This window comes from Bacteroides sp. AF39-11AC (assembly GCF_003474285.1).
Taxonomy (GTDB): domain Bacteria; phylum Bacteroidota; class Bacteroidia; order Bacteroidales; family Bacteroidaceae; genus Bacteroides.
The window spans coordinates 607,309-624,969 of record NZ_QROH01000002.1; the positions used below are offsets into that span (position 1 = coordinate 607,309).

General features: G+C 45.9%; 19 protein-coding genes. 17 read left to right on the forward strand and 2 right to left on the reverse strand.

Annotated elements, in window-relative coordinates:
* Positions 1-76 precede the first annotated feature (76 nt).
* The 12 genes from obgE (at position 77) to DW036_RS05190 (ending at position 10,252) form a co-directional block, all read left to right on the forward strand.
* Positions 77-1,249 (forward strand): GTPase ObgE, encoded by a 1,173-nt coding sequence (gene obgE / locus DW036_RS05135; RefSeq protein ID WP_118461826.1) that lies wholly within the window; start codon positions 77-79, stop codon positions 1,247-1,249.
* Complete coding sequence (gene pgeF, locus DW036_RS05140; RefSeq protein WP_118461828.1) at positions 1,246-2,067, forward strand: peptidoglycan editing factor PgeF; 822 nt, start codon at positions 1,246-1,248, stop codon at positions 2,065-2,067. The genes obgE and pgeF overlap by 4 nt, the downstream gene beginning before the upstream one ends.
* Before the next feature lie 10 nt (positions 2,068-2,077).
* Positions 2,078-2,722, forward strand: a complete 645-nt coding sequence (locus DW036_RS05145; RefSeq protein WP_118461829.1) for a lipoprotein signal peptidase — start codon at positions 2,078-2,080, stop codon at positions 2,720-2,722.
* Positions 2,692-3,357, forward strand: coding sequence for a B3/4 domain-containing protein (locus DW036_RS05150; RefSeq protein WP_118461831.1), 666 nt, complete (start codon positions 2,692-2,694; stop codon positions 3,355-3,357). Before DW036_RS05145 ends, DW036_RS05150 begins: the two co-directional genes overlap by 31 nt.
* 18 nt (positions 3,358-3,375) lie before the next feature.
* Positions 3,376-4,002, forward strand: a complete 627-nt coding sequence (locus DW036_RS05155; protein ID WP_118461833.1) for a M23 family metallopeptidase — start codon at positions 3,376-3,378, stop codon at positions 4,000-4,002.
* 69 nt (positions 4,003-4,071) lie between these two features.
* Complete coding sequence (locus tag DW036_RS05160; RefSeq protein WP_233560306.1) at positions 4,072-5,115, forward strand: PhoH family protein; 1,044 nt, start codon at positions 4,072-4,074, stop codon at positions 5,113-5,115.
* Positions 5,093-6,037 (forward strand): phosphoribosylaminoimidazolesuccinocarboxamide synthase, encoded by a 945-nt coding sequence (locus DW036_RS05165; RefSeq protein ID WP_061436422.1) that lies wholly within the window; start codon positions 5,093-5,095, stop codon positions 6,035-6,037. Before DW036_RS05160 ends, DW036_RS05165 begins: the two co-directional genes overlap by 23 nt.
* Positions 6,038-6,107: 70 nt before the next feature.
* Positions 6,108-6,845 carry a bifunctional demethylmenaquinone methyltransferase/2-methoxy-6-polyprenyl-1,4-benzoquinol methylase UbiE gene (gene ubiE, locus DW036_RS05170; RefSeq protein ID WP_118461835.1) on the forward strand — a complete coding sequence of 246 codons (738 nt, stop codon included), beginning with the start codon at positions 6,108-6,110 and terminating at the stop codon, positions 6,843-6,845.
* A 32-nt stretch (positions 6,846-6,877) separates the two neighbouring features.
* Positions 6,878-7,624 carry a shikimate dehydrogenase gene (locus tag DW036_RS05175; RefSeq protein WP_118461837.1) on the forward strand — a complete coding sequence of 249 codons (747 nt, stop codon included), beginning with the start codon at positions 6,878-6,880 and terminating at the stop codon, positions 7,622-7,624.
* 17 nt (positions 7,625-7,641) lie between these two features.
* Positions 7,642-8,592, forward strand: a complete 951-nt coding sequence (locus DW036_RS05180) for an alpha/beta hydrolase (protein WP_118461839.1) — start codon at positions 7,642-7,644, stop codon at positions 8,590-8,592.
* Between the two features lie 38 nt (positions 8,593-8,630).
* Complete coding sequence (locus tag DW036_RS05185) at positions 8,631-9,536, forward strand: YgcG family protein (protein ID WP_118461841.1); 906 nt, start codon at positions 8,631-8,633, stop codon at positions 9,534-9,536.
* Positions 9,537-9,670: 134 nt separating this feature from the next.
* Entirely contained in the window at positions 9,671-10,252 is a 582-nt protein-coding gene (locus DW036_RS05190) for a LemA family protein (RefSeq protein ID WP_007212564.1), read from the forward strand.
* 123 nt (positions 10,253-10,375) lie between these two features.
* On the opposite strand, the gene DW036_RS05195 is transcribed toward DW036_RS05190, so the two are convergent.
* Together DW036_RS05195 and DW036_RS05200 are read right to left on the reverse strand one after the other, a co-directional pair.
* Positions 10,376-10,936, reverse strand: coding sequence for a hypothetical protein (locus DW036_RS05195; protein ID WP_118461843.1), 561 nt, complete (start codon positions 10,934-10,936; stop codon positions 10,376-10,378).
* Between the two features lie 13 nt (positions 10,937-10,949).
* A complete protein-coding gene (locus DW036_RS05200; RefSeq protein ID WP_061436135.1) occupies positions 10,950-11,438 on the reverse strand; it encodes an RNA polymerase sigma factor in 489 nt (162 codons plus the stop codon).
* A gap of 1,062 nt (positions 11,439-12,500) precedes the next feature.
* Between DW036_RS05200 and DW036_RS05210 the strand changes: the two genes are divergently transcribed.
* Genes DW036_RS05210 through pyrF form a run of 5 tightly spaced genes read left to right on the forward strand, consistent with a single transcriptional unit; the run spans position 12,501 to position 17,635 of the window.
* On the forward strand, positions 12,501-13,670 hold the full coding sequence (locus tag DW036_RS05210; RefSeq protein ID WP_118461845.1) for an AIR synthase-related protein: 1,170 nt from the start codon (positions 12,501-12,503) through the stop codon (positions 13,668-13,670).
* Between the two features lie 5 nt (positions 13,671-13,675).
* A complete protein-coding gene (locus DW036_RS25390) occupies positions 13,676-13,879 on the forward strand; it encodes a hypothetical protein (protein WP_147350487.1) in 204 nt (67 codons plus the stop codon).
* A 5-nt stretch (positions 13,880-13,884) separates the two neighbouring features.
* Positions 13,885-14,997, forward strand: a complete 1,113-nt coding sequence (prfA, locus tag DW036_RS05215) for a peptide chain release factor 1 (RefSeq protein WP_022208719.1) — start codon at positions 13,885-13,887, stop codon at positions 14,995-14,997.
* A gap of 25 nt (positions 14,998-15,022) precedes the next feature.
* Complete coding sequence (locus tag DW036_RS05220) at positions 15,023-16,774, forward strand: DUF4153 domain-containing protein (protein ID WP_118461847.1); 1,752 nt, start codon at positions 15,023-15,025, stop codon at positions 16,772-16,774.
* A 36-nt stretch (positions 16,775-16,810) separates the two neighbouring features.
* Positions 16,811-17,635, forward strand: coding sequence for an orotidine-5'-phosphate decarboxylase (pyrF, locus tag DW036_RS05225; RefSeq protein ID WP_118461849.1), 825 nt, complete (start codon positions 16,811-16,813; stop codon positions 17,633-17,635).
* Positions 17,636-17,661: the final 26 nt, after the last annotated feature.

Consider the following 17,661-nt stretch of genomic DNA (forward strand, 5'->3'; position numbering starts at 1 on the left):
GAGGTAGTCCTAGAGAATCGTTACTTTTGCATCGAAAAAGAAAATAAGTATTTTAAAATCAATTGTAAGGAAAGAAATGGCTGAATCGAACTTTGTTGACTACGTAAAGATATATTGCCGCTCCGGAAAGGGCGGACGAGGCTCTACGCACATGAGGCGTGAGAAATACATACCCAATGGCGGCCCCGACGGAGGTGACGGAGGACGAGGAGGTCACATCATCCTGCGCGGCAACCGTAACTACTGGACGCTATTACATTTGCGCTACGACCGCCATGCACTGGCCGGACATGGAGAATCCGGTTCCAAGAACCGCAGTTTTGGTAAGGACGGAGAAGACAAGATTATTGAAGTTCCCTGTGGCACAGTGGTATACAATGCCGAAACAGGTGAATATATCTGTGACGTCACCGAGCATGGGCAAGAAGTAGTTCTGCTGAAAGGTGGACGCGGCGGACTGGGTAACTGGCACTTCAAGACAGCTACTCGTCAGGCACCCCGCTTTGCACAACCGGGCGAGCCGATGCAGGAAATGACAGTAATCATGGAGCTGAAGCTCTTGGCAGATGTAGGGCTGGTAGGCTTCCCGAATGCCGGAAAATCGACCTTGCTTGCTTCCGTATCTGCCGCCAAGCCCAAGATAGCCAACTATCCCTTCACCACATTGGAACCCAACCTGGGTATTGTTTCTTACCGTGACAGCAAGTCGTTTGTCATGGCGGACATTCCCGGCATCATTGAAGGAGCCAGTGCCGGTAAAGGTTTGGGATTGCGCTTTCTGCGACACATCGAGCGTAACTCTCTGTTGCTCTTCATGGTGCCTGCCGATAGCGACGATATCCGGAAAGAATATGAAATCCTGTTGAATGAACTGAGCACTTTCAATCCTGAAATGCTGGACAAGCAACGGGTACTTGCCATCACCAAGAGCGATATGCTCGATCAGGAATTGATGGACGAAATAGAGCCTACACTCCCTGCAAACGTTCCGCATGTATTCATTTCTTCCATTACCGGTATGGGGCTTTCCGTACTGAAAGATATTCTTTGGGAAGAATTGAATAAGGATAGCAACAAAATAGAAGCTATAGTCCACCGTCCGAAGGATGTAAGCAAACTCCAGCAAGAACTGCAAGAAATGGGTGAGGATGAGGACCTCAGCTATGAATATGTGGAAGACGACGAGGATGTGGAAGACTTGGAAGACTTTGAATATGAGGAGGAAGACTGGGAGGATGACAAGCAATGATTGCTCTGACAGAAGATAAACGAATGTTGGGGTACGGGGTTTTGACACCGTACTCCAACATTTTTTGTTTCGCAACTACCCGCCGGGAAGGTTTCAGCAAAGGAGATTATGCCTCTTTCAACTGTACACCTTACACGGGGGATGATGTGGAATCTGTCCGTCGCAATCAGGAACTACTCTGCAACTCCATGCCTCAACACCCTAAAGAATTAGTCATTCCGTTCCAGACACATGGTACAAAGGTGAAAGTGATTGATGAAAAGTATCTCAATGCCACATCTGGCGAGCGTACGGCCATGCTGCAAGGGGTGGATGCACTAATCACCAAGGAACCGGGTTGCTGCATTTGCATTTCTACGGCAGACTGTATTCCTATCCTGTTGTATGACCGCAAGAACCAAGTGGTAGCCGCCGCCCATGCGGGTTGGCGGGGAACGGTGAATTACATAGCCGGACATACTCTCGACAGGATGCGGGCACTCTATGGAACCGATGGAAAAGATGTTATCGCTTGTATCGGCCCCGGCATATCCTTGCCTTCTTTTGAAGTAGGCGAAGAAGTGTACGAAGCTTTCCGCATGAACGGTTTTGCAATGGATTATATATCAGAATGGAAGCCGGAAACACATAAGCATCACATCGACCTGTGGGCTGCTAACCGGATGCAGTTGCTCGACTTCGGCGTACCCGGCGAGCAAATAGAAACATCTGGTATTTGTACCTATATAAGGCATGAAGAATTTTTCTCGGCAAGACGGCTTGGCATTAAATCTGGACGTATACTATCGGGAATTATGATAGTAGACACAAAACCATAACTTTTTTAATATGAAGAATATTTTGTCCAAGGGGCAGCTATCGATTCTCATTGTATTGGGAATTTTGATTCTTGACCAAATCATAAAGATTGAAGTAAAAACAAATATGTACTATGGCGAAAGCATACATATCACGGATTGGTTTTATCTTCGCTTTATAGAAAATCCCGGCATGGCTTTCGGTATGCAGATAGTGCCTAAAGCCATTCAGACTATTGCCCGTACAATATTTTCCATCGCGATTGTATGGTATATCGCCATACTTATTAAAGCTAAATATAAGCGCGGTTACATTGCATGCGTTTCATTGATATTGGCAGGAGCTATCGGGAATATCATCGACAGCATATTCTATGGCGTTATTTTCAGTAAGAGTACACCCGCCGAGCTCTCTACTTTCGTACCTATAGGGGAAGGATATACCGGTTGGCTGCATGGGAAAGTGGTCGATATGTTCTACTTTCCTCTTTTTGAGTTTAACTGGCCAAACTGGATGCCATTTATTGGAGGAGACAATTTTGTATTCTTCAGTCCGATATTCAATTTGGCGGATGCTGCCATCAGTTGCGGAGTGATTATTTTGTTTTTGTTTTACATGAAAAGTTTAAATAGCAGTTTCAGTTTATGTACCAGATCACCGTATCAGAAGAAATAAAGAATGCCTGCCCCATCTTCAAAGGTGCAGCCGTTTATGCAGAAGTTACCAATACAGCCTTTTGTGAAGGGCTTTGGGAAGAGATCAACGCTTTCACCCGGGAACTGACTTCCACTACCCAGCCGGAGGACATCAAACTGCAACCCGCCATTGCAGCTACCCGCGAAGCTTATAAACGTTGCGGTAAAGACCCCAGCCGTTACCGTCCTTCTGCCGAAGCCTTGCGCCGCCGCCTGATGCGCGGAATTGCCCTTTACCAGATAGACACACTGGTTGACCTGATTAATCTGGTGTCTCTGCGCACCGGTTATTCCATCGGTGGTTTCGATGCGGACAAGATACAGGGCACTGACCTCAAACTGGGAGTTGGACGCGCCGAAGAACCATTCGAAGGTATCGGACGGGGCGTGCTGAACATCGAAGGACTTCCCGTCTATCGCGATGCCGTAGGCGGTATCGGTACTCCCACCAGCGACAATGAACGTACTAAAATGGATTTAGGTACCCAGCATATCCTTGCCATCGTCAATGGTTACAGCGGACAGGAAGGTTTGCAGGAAGCTGTCGAAATGATACAGGAGTTACTGAAAAAATACGCTTCCTCGAATGGAGGAGAAATTATCTATTTTGAATAACGAGAAGGACCTTTAATCATGAACATATTCTTTCTGTTACTATCATTCGCACTGGCTTATACTCCGCCTGAAGAGAAACCAAACTTCTCGCAAATGGAAATCAATCATATCCGGGTTACTACACCGGGGCTTTTCGATAACGATAAATTGTTAGAATTGCATCTGGAACAAATACCTGATACCGCCTATTGCTTTCCGCTTCCCGGAGGAAAAGTGATTTCTCCTTACGGACGCGGTGGCGGCCGCCACTCGGGGATTGATATCAAGACTTGCGCCAAAGACACGATACGCAGTGCTTTCGATGGCATTGTACGTATGTCGAAGCCTTACAGTGCTTACGGTAACGTAATCGTTGTGCGCCATTCTTCGGGATTGGAAACGATATACAGTCATAATTTTAAGAATCTTGTTCAGAGCGGTGACGTCGTAAAGGCCGGACAACCCATTGCACTGACCGGACGTACCGGACGAGCCAGCACCGAACACCTTCATTTTGAAACCCGCGTCAACGGGCAGCATTTCAACCCCAATCTCATTTTCGATTTCAAAGAAAGGACACTCCGCAAAGAGTGTATTCACTGCACCAAGAATGGAAAAGGCGTCATCGTGAAGCCTGCAACAAAAAAAACAGCCGGAACCAGCTAAGTATCCAAACGTTTCACTAAATTTGCAACTGTTTTACCTATAAAACGACATGAACTTATAAACAATTCAATGATAGAAAAACTGATTGTTCTTGAGGATATCGACCCGGTTATCTTTTACGGTGTGAATAACGCCAATATGCAGTTGATAAAAGCTTTGTACCCCAAACTGCGCATTGTTGCACGCGGCAATGTCATCAAAGTATTGGGAGATGAAGAAGAGATGTGCGCATTCGAAGAAAACATTACCAAGCTGGAAAAATACTGCGCCGAATACAACTCATTGAAAGAAGAGGTGATCATCGATATCATCAAAGGAAATGCACCGCAAGCAGAAAAGTCGGGTAACGTCATCGTATTCAGCGTGACAGGCAAACCGATCATCCCCCGCAGTGAAAATCAGCTTAAACTGGTGGAAGGTTTCGCCAAGAACGACATGGTATTTGCCATAGGTCCTGCCGGTTCGGGAAAGACGTATACTGCCATTGCCCTTGCCGTACGTGCCCTCAAAAATAAAGAGATCAAGAAAATCATCCTCAGTCGCCCCGCCGTGGAAGCCGGTGAGAAGCTTGGATTCCTGCCCGGTGACATGAAGGATAAGATAGACCCGTACCTGCAACCATTGTATGATGCCTTGCAGGATATGATTCCGGCTGCCAAACTGAAAGAATACATGGAACTGAACATCATTCAGATTGCTCCCCTCGCCTTTATGCGCGGACGGACGTTGAATGATGCAGTCGTAATTCTGGATGAAGCGCAGAACACCACTACCCAGCAGATCAAGATGTTCCTCACCCGTATGGGTATGAACACCAAGATGATCGTAACGGGAGATATGACACAGATCGACCTGCCCTCTTCCCAGACTTCGGGACTGGTACAGGCACTCCGCATCTTGAAAGGTGTGAAAGGCATCAGCTTTGTGGAACTGAACAAGAAAGATATTGTGCGTCACCAATTGGTAACCCGCATTGTAGATGCCTACGAGAAATTTGATAAGGAAACCAAAGCCGAACGGGATAGTCGCAAAGAAGCGAAAGCGGAAAGTAACCTCAATAATAGATATCCAAATCATAAATATAACAATGATGAAAGCATTAACAAAAACTGATTTCAATTTTCCGGGACAGAAAAGTGTGTACCACGGAAAAGTACGCGATGTTTATAACATCAATGGTGAAAAGCTGGTTATGGTAGCAACCGACCGTATCTCCGCATTCGACGTTGTTTTGCCGAAAGGCATTCCTTTCAAAGGACAAATGCTGAATCAGATTGCAGCCAAATTTCTGGATGCCACTACTGATATCTGTCCCAACTGGAAGACAGCTACACCCGACCCGATGGTAACGGTAGGTGTAATGTGCGAAGGTTTCCCCATCGAAATGATTGTACGCGGTTATCTTTGTGGTAGCGCATGGCGTACTTACAAGAGCGGTGTACGCGAAATCTGTGGTGTGAAGTTGCCCGAAGGAATGAAGGAAAACCAGAAGTTCCCCGAACCCATCATCACCCCGACTACGAAAGCTGAAATCGGTGAACACGACGCAGACATTTCAAAAGAAGAAATTCTTGCTAAAGGTCTGGCTACTCCCGAAGAATATGCCGTATTGGAGAAATATACCATGGCACTCTTCAACAGAGGAACTGAGATCGCAGCAGAACGTGGTCTGATTCTGGTAGATACAAAGTATGAATTCGGTAAGCACAACGGTACTATTTACCTGATGGACGAAATCCACACACCGGACTCCAGCCGCTACTTCTACTCCGAAGGTTATCAGGAACGTTTTGAAAAAGGCGAAGCACAGAAACAACTTTCTAAAGAATTCGTTCGCGAATGGTTGATGGACAATGGTTTCCAGGGCAAAGAAGGACAACAAGTTCCGGAAATGACAGACGAAATCGTAGCATCCATCAGTGAGCGTTACATTGAACTGTACGAGCATATCACCGGAGAACAATTCGTGAAGGAAGATACCAGCAACATTGCTTCACGTATCGAAAAGAACGTAACGGAATACTTAAATAAGTGATAAACGGTTTAGTGACAAGTGATTAACAGGTTTATTAATCACTTATCACCAACTACTAAACACTATCAACATGGATTATCCCCAGGAACATATCAAACCCTACGGTAAGGACGGAAAGAAGAGTGAACAGGTAGAAGAAATGTTCGACAACATAGCTCCTGCTTACGATAAGCTGAACCATACCCTTTCATTAGGCATCGACCGTAGTTGGCGCCGGAAAGCGATCCATTGGTTAAAGCCTTTCCAACCGAAGCGCATCATGGACGTAGCCACCGGTACAGGTGACTTTGCCATTCTTGCCTGCCGCGAGTTGCAGCCCGATGAACTGATAGGCACCGACATCTCAGAGGGAATGATGGACGTGGGACGTAATAAAGTAAAACAGGCGCACCTCTCGGACAAAATATCCTTTGCCCGGGAGGACTGCACCTCTCTCTCATTTGCCGATGACACGTTCGATGCCGTAACCGTAGCGTTCGGCATCCGCAACTTCGAAGGGTTGGACAAAGGGTTGGCGGAAATGTGCCGCGTGCTGAAAACCGGAGGGCATCTCATCATTCTGGAACTCTCCACGCCGGACCGTTTTCCGATGAAACAACTTTTCACCATCTACTCCAAAGTAGTCATCCCTCTGCTCGGCAAATGCCTGTCAAAAGACAATAGTGCTTACACCTACCTGCCCCAAAGCATCCGTGCTTTCCCGCAAGGCGAAGTGATGCAGGAAGTTATTCGCAAAGCAGGTTTCAGTCAGGTTAATTTCCGCAGACTGACGTTCGGTATATGCACTCTTTATACTGCGACTAAATGAAATGATTATTGACATAGCACACTAAGAGAATTATGCAGAAATACGGTTTAATAGGCTATCCGCTGAGACATTCGTTTTCCATCGGATATTTCAATGAAAAGTTCAAATCGGAGAATATCGATGCCGAATATGTGAACTTTGAGATACCCAACATCAATGACTTTATGGAAGTCATAGAGGAAAATCCCAACCTCTGCGGACTTAATGTGACCATCCCGTACAAGGAACAGGTCATCCCCTTTCTTGACGAACTGGACAAAGATACCGCAAAGATCGGCGCAGTGAACGTCATCAAAATCATCCGCCAGCCGAAGGGAAAAGTAAAGCTTGTCGGCTACAACTCGGATATTATAGGTTTTACACAGTCCATTGAGCCTTTACTGCAACCCCATCACAAGAAGGCGCTGATTCTGGGTACAGGCGGTGCGTCCAAAGCCGTCTATCGCGGACTGGCCAATCTGGGCATCGAAAGCGTATTCGTATCGCGTACGAAAAAGGAATCGTCTTATCTCACTTATGACGAACTGACACCGGAGATCATGCAGGAATATACAGTCATCGTAAACTGTACGCCCGTAGGCATGTATCCTAAGGTGGATTTCTGTCCGGATATTCCTTATGATCAATTAACTCCCAACCATTTGCTCTACGATTTGTTATATAATCCCAATGAAACCCTTTTCATGAAAAAGGGAGAGGCTCACGGCGCCGTCACTAAAAACGGGCTGGAAATGCTGTTATTGCAAGCATTTGCCGCATGGGAAATATGGAACAAATAGAGTGAAAGGAAGGAAATATGAAGAAAGGTATCAAGTACAGTCTGCTCGGACTGTTAGCAGTTATCATTATTGCCCTCACAGGTGCGAGTTTCTACATGCTCGGCTACTCGCTGAGACCGGAGCACAACAAAGGGAAAGATATTCCCGGCTCCTACGAGTATATGCTCAGCGAGTACCCGCAAATCAAGCCTTGGATAGATAGTTTGCAAACAGCCGGTGCTTTACGGGATACCTTTATTATCAACCCTGAAGGAGTGCAACTGCATGCCATTTACGCAGCCGCTCCCGAACCTACTCACAAAACAGCCGTCATCGTGCATGGTTATACGGACGATTGCATCCGTATGCTGATGATAGGTTACCTTTACAACAAAGATTTAAAGTATAACATTCTGCTGCCCGACCTGCAAAATCAGGGATTAAGCGGAGGCCCTGCCATTCAAATGGGTTGGAAAGACCGGCTGGACGTATTGCGCTGGATGGACATTGCCAACGATATTTACGGCGGAAATACCCAGATGGTAGTACATGGCATCTCTATGGGTGCCGCCACCACTATGATGGTATCCGGTGAGCCTCAACAACCTTTCGTGAAATGTTTTGTGGAAGATTGCGGTTATACCAGCGTATGGGACGAATTCTCCTATGAGTTGAAAGGGCAGTTCGGGCTGCCTCCTTTCCCGTTGATGTACACCACCAGCTGGCTGTGTAACGCGAAATACGGCTGGAACTTCAAGGAAGCTTCTTCGCTGAATCAGGTCAGGAAGTGCAAACTGCCGATGTTCTTCATTCATGGCGATGCAGATACATACGTACCCACCTGGATGGTCTTCCCGCTCTATGAGGCAAAATCGGAACCTAAAGAATTGTGGCTTGCCCCCGGTGCCACACACGCCATGTCCTATAAGGATCACCCGGAGGAATACACCGAACGTGTGAAGAATTTTGTAGGAAAATACATCTATTGATGTGATTTTTCCTATATTCGCCACACAAATACATTAGTATGAAAAGATTAATCTCCATAAGTTTATTCCTATGCCTGCTGCTATCCGTGCAGGCACAGAAGGTCTATACTACAGACAATATCCCCAAAGTACATCTTCAGAACAAAATGCGCTATGTCTGCAATCCGGACGGCATCCTCTCTCAGGCTGCCTGCGACAGCATCGACCGTATGCTGTATGCATTGGAACAACAGACCGGCATTGAGACAGTAGTTGCCGTAGTTCCGTCTATCGGCAATGATGATTGCTTTGACTTTGCACACCGCCTGCTCAACGAATGGGGTGTGGGAAAGAAAGGAAAGAATAATGGTCTGGTCATTCTTCTGGTGACCGACCAGCGCTGCATCCAGTTCTACATTGGTTACGGACTGGAAGGAGATCTGCCCGATGCCATCTGTAAACGCATCCAGACGCGCGACATGATTCCCTATCTGAAAGATGGTAACTGGGATGCGGGTATGGTTGCCGGTGTGCGTGCCGTATGCGGCAGACTGGACGGCAGCATGGTGAATGATACAGATGATGAAGAAGACATTTCCTTCTTCGGCATTCTGGCAGCAGTTATCGGATTCTTTGTTGTTGCCGGAGGAATCGGTTGGATGGCGGCACGTGCCGCAAGCAAATGCCCCAACTGCGGACAGCACAAATTGCAACGCACCAGCAGTAAAGTGGTTTCACGGATCAACGGAGTAAAAACGGAAGATGTTACCTACACTTGCCTCAACTGCGGACACAAGGTAGTACGCCGCAAACAGTCGTATGATGAAAACTATCGCGGAGGTGGCGGAGGAGGTCCGGTCATATTTGGCGGTGGCGGAGGCTTCGGCGGCGGAGGCGGTGGCTTCAGCGGAGGCAGCTTCGGTGGAGGTATGGGAGGTGGCGGAGGTGCCGGTTCCCGATTCTGAGAGTTGAAACTCTCAGAGTGACAAGCTACGGGCTACAAGCTACAAGTGCCTTTCGGTATCACAGCGCAGCAACTCGTAGCTTGTAGCTCGCAACTTGTAGCTAATTAATAATAATCATTTAATAAAAGAAAAGTATGAAGAAATCAACTATTATCATTCTTGTTGTTTTAGCTCTCCTCGTCATTTGGGGTGTCACTGGTTATAACGGACTGGTAACTATGGATGAAAACGTAAGCGGACAATGGTCAAACGTTGAAACACAATATCAACGCCGTGCCGACTTGATTCCGAATCTGGTTAGTACGGTAAAAGGATACGCTTCTCATGAAAAAGAGACTCTGGAAGGTGTGGTAGAGGCTCGCAGCCAGGCTACTCAAATTAAAGTAGATGCTAACGATCTGACTCCGGAAAAGTTGGCTGAATACCAGAAAGCTCAAGGTGCGGTAACTTCTGCATTGGGTAAGTTGCTTGCCATTACTGAGAATTACCCCGACTTGAAAGCAAACCAGAATTTCCTGGAACTGCAAGCTCAATTGGAAGGTACTGAAAACCGTATCAACGTGGCACGCACCAACTTCAACAATGCAGCAAAGAACTTCAATACCGCCATCCGCCGCTTCCCGAAGAACATTCTTGCAAGTCTGTTCGGTTTCGAAAAGCGTGCTTACTTTGAAGCTTCCGAAGGAGCTGAAACAGCACCGCAGGTACAGTTCTAAAATAGACATAGTCCTACCGTAACAAACGGTTCAATAAAAACAAGTCCCCCTTCCACCCATTGGAAACTCCGATCTATTCGAGTCTCCGGGATGGAAGGGGGACTTTCATTTTTTTTAAGATGACTACTGTAAATCCGTTATTGCCTCTTTCAATTCTTTTATCCCGCTCCATGCTTTGAGGAACAAACGGATTCCTATCAGCAACCCTACGACAAGCCCAGTCCAGGCACCTATTAATATATAGCGATCACCCATTTGAGACATATCCCATATCATACTTGCCAGCAAAGGTACGGCACACAACACACTCCCAGCTATTCCCACTTTGAAAGACATCCGGAAGCGACTCTCCGCCAGGCACACTTCACGTACAGTCATCTTCAGGCAATCAATCTTCCTTAGCAGCAACATCCACGTGAATTGCCGGGCTATTATCACAGCTACAAACAGAAACAACAGTATCCACGTTGACATGCTAAAATCACACATCTGATTATGAACAATATACCAGCAAAAAAAAGGTAAACAGATCACTACAACCGTAAATCGCCGCAACACACGATCCTGTACCTGCTTTACTTTGCTGACCACCTTACTATTTAGTTGCTGGCGCTGCTCCATTTCCAGACGCCCGAGCCTTTCTTCCATTATATTCCAATTTTGTTTTAATTCTTCCAGTTCCATAATCTGTTTTATTTTAGCTATTCGCTTGTTTGGTAAGTTTATCCTTAATTCGTTTCAATTTTGAAGCTACGGTATTGCGCGGCACACCGACAATTTCCGCAATCTCTTCGTAAGAATTTTCATCCAGCCACAGCAAGATGACGGCACGTTCAAACTTGTCCAGTCCCGCAATGAGGCGATACATCTCTTTCAAGCGTTTGGTCGTTTCACTATCTTCTGCTTCCAAGCCATAGAGGGAATCCAAGGAAGTATGTTCGCCCCGGCGTTGCTGCTGGCGGTAGAAGGAGATACAGGTATTTAATCCCACGCGGTAAATCCACGAAGAAGGTTTACCCTTTCCTTCATAACCCTCGAAGCCTTTCCAAAGGTTTATTACTACATCTTGGTAGAGATCTTTAAAATTATCTCCATCCGTTGCATACATGTAGCAGATTTTATAGATCACTCGCTTGTATTCCTCGATGAGGGAAGTGAACTGTTTTTCCTTATTATTTTGTTCCATCTTAAGATAGTCTTTTATACATAAGACGCCCGATTTGGATATTAGTTGCAAAAGGGAAGAAAAAAACAAATTAAAGCTGTTTTCACGTTCAGAATTTGCCATCTTTTGCCACCGCATTGGCAATACTTTGCCACTTCGATGGCAAGGCTTTGCCAACACGATGGCAAAGTATTGCCAATGCGGTGGCAAAAGATAAACAAAGTAATAGCAACAATTACTTCACTTAGAGTCCACTGTTCAGTAAGGTTAGCTATAAAGATTTTATAGTTTATTTCTACCCCACTCTATATATACTCTTACATAAAAAAATGTATCTTTGTGGCGTATTTCTTTCGTAGGAAAGAGATATATTTTGCGATTTGGAGATATCATTTTATTATTCGTAACTTCTAAAATCTGGTAAATTTCTACAAGAGCGAATAATAAGTGGAAGTCTCCACGTCTGGATTGCATATAACTCTGTTATATACACTCTGGCGTGGGGCTATTACTTATTATTTTCTTGACGGGTTTACCAGAGCCTTGGAGTTGAATAATAATGTTAATAGTTCCCACGTCTCTTATTTTATAGTCAGAGAAATAGGAACACACAACTAACCCTTTAAAAACTTATAACACGATGAATGAACCTCTTACCTGCTCCTGTCAAATGAAAACCGACTTAGAAAACTCAGCCGATGCATTTTCTTTTTTCAAAGAGAACTACCCTTTATCCAGTATTACGAATAATCTGAATACACTTTCCAAGCAAGAACTGCGCTGTGCTTGTTGCTTGATGGGGACTGTCTTAACAGGAATATCCCAGAAGAAAACAATTTGGGAACGATTGAAAGTAAAGAAGTAATGTTTGATTAATTTCTTATGCAAAGGCAAGGCTATAAGCAAAATAATCGCTACTTTTGCTACGTGAAGATAGGCTGCACCTCAGCAAAATGCAAATGCCGGGGCATTCAGTTTAAATAAATCTCTCACATTCGAAAAAGAGAATGAATTCTCTTTTTACTCATAAAATCGAGATTTTGCACTATCTTTGCACATTCAATTGAAAAAACATATCAACTCATGAGTAACCAAAGATACATGATGCGCGGTGTCAGCGCTTCTAAAGAAGATGTGCACAATGCCATCAAGAACATCGACAAAGGTATTTTCCCGCAGGCTTTCTGCAAAATTATCCCTGACATTTTGGGCGGTGACCCGGAGTATTGCAACATTATGCACGCCGACGGTGCAGGCACAAAGTCCTCATTGGCTTATATGTACTGGAAAGAAACAGGTGATCTTTCTGTTTGGAAAGGCATTGCACAGGATGCACTGATTATGAATATCGACGACCTGCTCTGCGTAGGTGCAGTAGATAATATCCTGGTTTCTTCTACCATCGGACGCAACAAACTCCTCATTCCGGGAGAAGTAATCTCCGCCATCATCAACGGTACGGACGAATTGCTCGCCGAGCTCCGCGAAATGGGTGTAGGCGTATATGCTACAGGAGGTGAAACTGCCGATGTAGGCGATTTGGTGCGTACCATCATCGTAGACAGTACCGTAACTTGCCGCATGAAGCGCAGCGATGTGATTGATAATGCCAATATCCGTCCGGGCGATGTAATTGTAGGCTTGGCTTCTTACGGACAGGCTACTTACGAAAAAGAATATAACGGTGGCATGGGCAGCAACGGATTGACCAGTGCCCGTCATGATGTATTCTCCAAATATCTGGCAGAGAAATATCCCGAAAGTTATGACAAGGCAGTGCCCGAAGAACTGGTTTACTCCGGTGGTCTGAAACTGACGGATGCCGTAGAAGACAGCCCGCTGGATGCCGGAAAATTGGTACTCTCTCCTACCCGCACGTATGCGCCGGTAGTGAAGAAGTTGCTGGATGCACTTCGCCCTGAAATTCATGGTATGGTACACTGCTCGGGTGGTGCACAGACGAAAGTGCTGCACTTTATAGGTGATAATTGCCGCGTGATTAAGGATAATCTGTTCCCTGTTCCTCCTTTGTTCAAAACGATTAAAGAGCAGAGCAATACAGACTGGGCAGAGATGTACAAGGTATTCAATATGGGACACCGTCTTGAAGTATATCTATCGCCCGAACATGCCGAGGAAGTAATTGCCATCAGCAAGAGTTTCGGTATTGATGCACAGATTGTTGGACGTATTGAAGAAAGCAACCAGAAAGAACTGATTATCAAGAGTGAGTTCGGAGAATTCAAATACTAAATTCAATGAAGAAACTGATTTATATCTTATGCTGCCTCTTCTGCCTTTTCATCACCGTAGATATGGGGTATGATACGTGGGAACAGTTATCAGCGAAACCATTTTCTTTCAGGCTGTTCATGCGTATACTTGCATTGTTGGGTTGGTGTGTCATAACTTATGGCGTCGCCACCCGGAGATATGGATGGGTACAAAAACTTTGCAAATAAAATAAATGGCAGACAACAATACCATATTAGAGAAACTCGAAGGGCTTGTTGCCCGCTTCGAAGAAGTATCGACGCTGATTACAGACCCGGCAGTGATTGCCGACCAGAAGCGTTACGTTAAACTCACCAAAGAGTACAAAGAACTGGGCGACCTGATGGAGGCCCGCAAAGAATATATCCAAGTGCTGAACGGCATCGAGGAAGCCAAAGAGATCATCTCCAATGAAACAGACCCGGAGATGCGGGAAATGGCACGCGAAGAATTGGATGCCTGTCAGGCACGCCAGCCGGAACTGGAAGAACATATCAAACTCCTCCTCGTACCTGCCGACCCGCAAGACAGCAAGAACGCCATCCTCGAAATCCGCGGGGGTACAGGTGGTGACGAAGCCGCTATCTTTGCCGGAGACCTCTTCCGCATGTATACCAAATATTGCGAAACGAAAGGTTGGAGGATGGAAATATCCAGCGTCAACGAAGGCGCGGCAGGCGGATTCAAGGAAATCATTTGCAGCGTTACGGGCGACAATGTATACGGAACATTGAAATACGAATCGGGGGTACACCGCGTACAGCGTGTTCCGGCTACTGAAACTCAGGGACGTGTGCATACCTCCGCCGCATCCGTAGCCGTGCTGCCCGAAGCCGAAGAGTTCGATGTAGTAATTAATGAAGGCGAAATCAAATGGGATACTTTCCGAAGTGGCGGTGCCGGCGGACAGAATGTAAATAAAGTTGAGTCCGGTGTACGTCTGCGCTATGTATGGAGAAATCCGAACACCGGCGCTTCTGAAGAAATCCTGATTGAGTGTACCGAAACACGCGACCAACCGAAGAATAAAGAGCGTGCCCTCTCACGTCTGCGTACCTTCATTTACGACAAGGAACATCAGAAATATCTGGACGATATTGCCTCCAAGCGAAAGACAATGGTATCTACCGGAGACCGCTCCGCTAAAATCCGTACCTACAACTATCCGCAAGGACGCATCACCGACCATCGTATCAACTATACCATCTATAACCTCTCCGCCTTTATGGACGGTGACATTCAGGATTGTATCGACCACCTGATTGTAGCGGAAAATGCAGAACGTCTGAAAGAAAGCGAACTGTAAGCCAACAGGTTAAGAAGCAGAGCGAATGAAAGGACAGCTACTACATAAAGTATTTCATACCCTGACGGAAGCGTTTCAAAATTGCCTGAGGCGCTTTCCTTCTACAGTATGTTTCGTCCTTGCACTTACCGCTTATTTAGTCTATCTGGTAGCTACCGACCTGGATGATGACAGGAAGCTGGTGATGGTTCTGGGTTACTATTTTTCTATCGGTACGTTGCTCTCACTCACTCTCCACCTGTGGAGCGAAGAGATAAAGAGCAAGATAAAAGGAGTGATCGTACATATAATAATGCACGTATTGCTGATTGCCGATGCGGTGTACCTCTACAGTCTTTCACCGGAACAGTCGCTTACCGAAATAGGCATAGCCCACGGAGCCGCCATCCTGGCACTGTGGCTTTCGGCTTTCTTCCTTTCATTCATCAAAGAAAAGAATGACATTCCAAGCTGGAACTTCGCTTCATACACGGTCGGCGCTTTTGTCACGGCCAATGTGGTGGGGCTTATCATGAGCGGTGGAATCAGTCTGCTGGTGTTCTCGCTCCGCCAACTCTTCAATGTGGATGTAAGTTGGAATTGCTATCTGTATATCCTTATTATATGTAGCGTGTTGCTTCCGATGTTGCTCTTCCTTGGCATGTTGCCCAAAGATGAACAAAAACACAACCGGGAGCCGCAACCGTCGGAGTTCCTGAACGGCACGATACATTTTCTCTTCCTCCCGCTCATGGCAGGATATCTCCTCGTGCTTTATGTTTATGCAGCCCGCATTTTTATCAGTTGGGAACTGCCCACAGGCTGGGTTTCCTGGCTCGTGGTAGCACTGATGGCAGGATGTATCGCCATTGAATTCGGACTATATCCCGTACGTATTCAGGAGAAGAAACCTATAAACGAATGGATTGCGCGTTGGTTACCCGCTTTGGTATTGCCGATGCTGGTACTGATGACAATCGGCATTATACGCCGCTTCAACGATTACGGCGTTACCATCAATCGCCTTTACCTTATAACTCTCAACATCTGGTGCTACATTGTTTGTATCGGACTCGTCTTCACTAAAGCCCGGCGCATCAGTTGGATACCGATTTCGTTCTCCATCCTCTTTCTGCTAACTTCGGCACTACCAGTCAATTATGCAAGTATCACCCGGAATATCATGCGCAGCAGCGTAGAGAAAGAGCTGAAACGCACCAATTTGAAACTGCCACTCACCCGTGATCAATACGATGACTGGATGGAATCGCTCCCGGCAGAAACGGCAGTGCAAGTAAACGACAAGGTCAGATATCTGCGCAACTGGTTCGGACGGAAAAGTATTGCCGACCTTGTGGACAAGGATGCCTCTTTCTATTCTTCTAAAAATTACGGTACTACCGATACAACAGACGATTCCGATTCCTTTGTATCATACAGCGGCAAGAGTTCCCGGCAAGTCAGCATCCAGATACCGGACGGGTACCATCAGTTCATAGCCATACCGGATGGAGATATACAGGACAGATACTTCCACATACCATACGACTATCTGGAAACAGGAATACTGCCTGTTCCTCTTACCACTCAGACTAACAATAAGAACGATACGATCTTCATTGACCTGAAAACAATGGAGGCACTTGATAATCACAAATATAATCAAATGCCCCCTACCCGATTTAAATGTAATTCCGACAAATGCCTTTTCATGCTTACAAGTTTCTCTCTGGATTACAATAAGAAAAGGAAAGACGCTCTCAGGTTACGCATAGAAGGCTACTTATTCAAGAAATAACCAAACGAATTATAAACAGATTAAATAGATTCAGTAATGGATAAACAACAACTTTTTGAAAATATCAAGCGTAAGAAATCATTCCTCTGCGTAGGTCTGGATACAGACATCAAGAAAATTCCGGAACACTTGTTGAAAGAAGAAGATCCGATCTTCGCCTTCAATAAAGCCATCATCGACGCAACGGCTGACCTTTGCATTGCCTACAAACCGAACCTCGCTTTCTATGAGAGCATGGGTGTGAAAGGCTGGATTGCTTTTGAAAAGACTGTGAAATATATCAAGGAAAACTATCCCGACCAATTCATCATTGCCGATGCAAAACGTGGTGACATTGGAAATACCTCTGCCATGTATGCCCGCACATTCTTCGAAGAACTGGACATCGACTCTGTAACCGTAGCCCCTTACATGGGTGAGGACAGTGTTACTCCGTTCCTGACTTACGAAGGCAAGTGGGTAATCCTCCTGGCACTGACAAGCAACAAAGGTTCCCACGACTTCCAATTGACGGAAGATCCCAACGGAGAACGCCTTTTCGAAAAAGTACTGCGCAAGTCTCAGGAATGGGCCAATGACGGACAGATGATGTACGTGGTAGGTGCCACACAAGGCCGCGCTTTCGAAGATATCCGCAAGATTGTTCCCAACCACTTCTTGCTTGTGCCGGGTGTAGGTGCACAGGGTGGCTCACTGGAAGAAGTTTGTAAGTATGGCATGAACTCCACTTGCGGACTGATTGTAAACTCCAGCCGTGGCATCATCTATGTGGATAAGACTGCAAAATTTGCAGAAGCTGCACGCAATGCCGCAAAGGAAGTGCAACGGCAGATGGCGGAACAGTTGAAGGCTATCCTTTGATAGCCACTGAATAGCTAAGAAACTTA

Coding starts and splice junctions, on each gene's coding strand:
- obgE (WP_118461826.1), top strand. CDS start 77: ATGGCTGAATCGAACTTTGTTGACTACGTAAAGATATATTGCCGCTCC.
- pgeF (WP_118461828.1), top strand. CDS start 1,246: ATGATTGCTCTGACAGAAGATAAACGAATGTTGGGGTACGGGGTTTTG.
- DW036_RS05145 (WP_118461829.1), top strand. CDS start 2,078: ATGAAGAATATTTTGTCCAAGGGGCAGCTATCGATTCTCATTGTATTG.
- DW036_RS05150 (WP_118461831.1), top strand. CDS start 2,692: ATGTACCAGATCACCGTATCAGAAGAAATAAAGAATGCCTGCCCCATC.
- DW036_RS05155 (WP_118461833.1), top strand. CDS start 3,376: ATGAACATATTCTTTCTGTTACTATCATTCGCACTGGCTTATACTCCG.
- DW036_RS05160 (WP_233560306.1), top strand. CDS start 4,072: ATGATAGAAAAACTGATTGTTCTTGAGGATATCGACCCGGTTATCTTT.
- DW036_RS05165 (WP_061436422.1), top strand. CDS start 5,093: ATGAAAGCATTAACAAAAACTGATTTCAATTTTCCGGGACAGAAAAGT.
- ubiE (WP_118461835.1), top strand. CDS start 6,108: ATGGATTATCCCCAGGAACATATCAAACCCTACGGTAAGGACGGAAAG.
- DW036_RS05175 (WP_118461837.1), top strand. CDS start 6,878: ATGCAGAAATACGGTTTAATAGGCTATCCGCTGAGACATTCGTTTTCC.
- DW036_RS05180 (WP_118461839.1), top strand. CDS start 7,642: ATGAAGAAAGGTATCAAGTACAGTCTGCTCGGACTGTTAGCAGTTATC.
- DW036_RS05185 (WP_118461841.1), top strand. CDS start 8,631: ATGAAAAGATTAATCTCCATAAGTTTATTCCTATGCCTGCTGCTATCC.
- DW036_RS05190 (WP_007212564.1), top strand. CDS start 9,671: ATGAAGAAATCAACTATTATCATTCTTGTTGTTTTAGCTCTCCTCGTC.
- DW036_RS05195 (WP_118461843.1), bottom strand. CDS start 10,936: ATGGAACTGGAAGAATTAAAACAAAATTGGAATATAATGGAAGAAAGG.
- DW036_RS05200 (WP_061436135.1), bottom strand. CDS start 11,438: ATGGAACAAAATAATAAGGAAAAACAGTTCACTTCCCTCATCGAGGAA.
- DW036_RS05210 (WP_118461845.1), top strand. CDS start 12,501: ATGAGTAACCAAAGATACATGATGCGCGGTGTCAGCGCTTCTAAAGAA.
- DW036_RS25390 (WP_147350487.1), top strand. CDS start 13,676: ATGAAGAAACTGATTTATATCTTATGCTGCCTCTTCTGCCTTTTCATC.
- prfA (WP_022208719.1), top strand. CDS start 13,885: ATGGCAGACAACAATACCATATTAGAGAAACTCGAAGGGCTTGTTGCC.
- DW036_RS05220 (WP_118461847.1), top strand. CDS start 15,023: ATGAAAGGACAGCTACTACATAAAGTATTTCATACCCTGACGGAAGCG.
- pyrF (WP_118461849.1), top strand. CDS start 16,811: ATGGATAAACAACAACTTTTTGAAAATATCAAGCGTAAGAAATCATTC.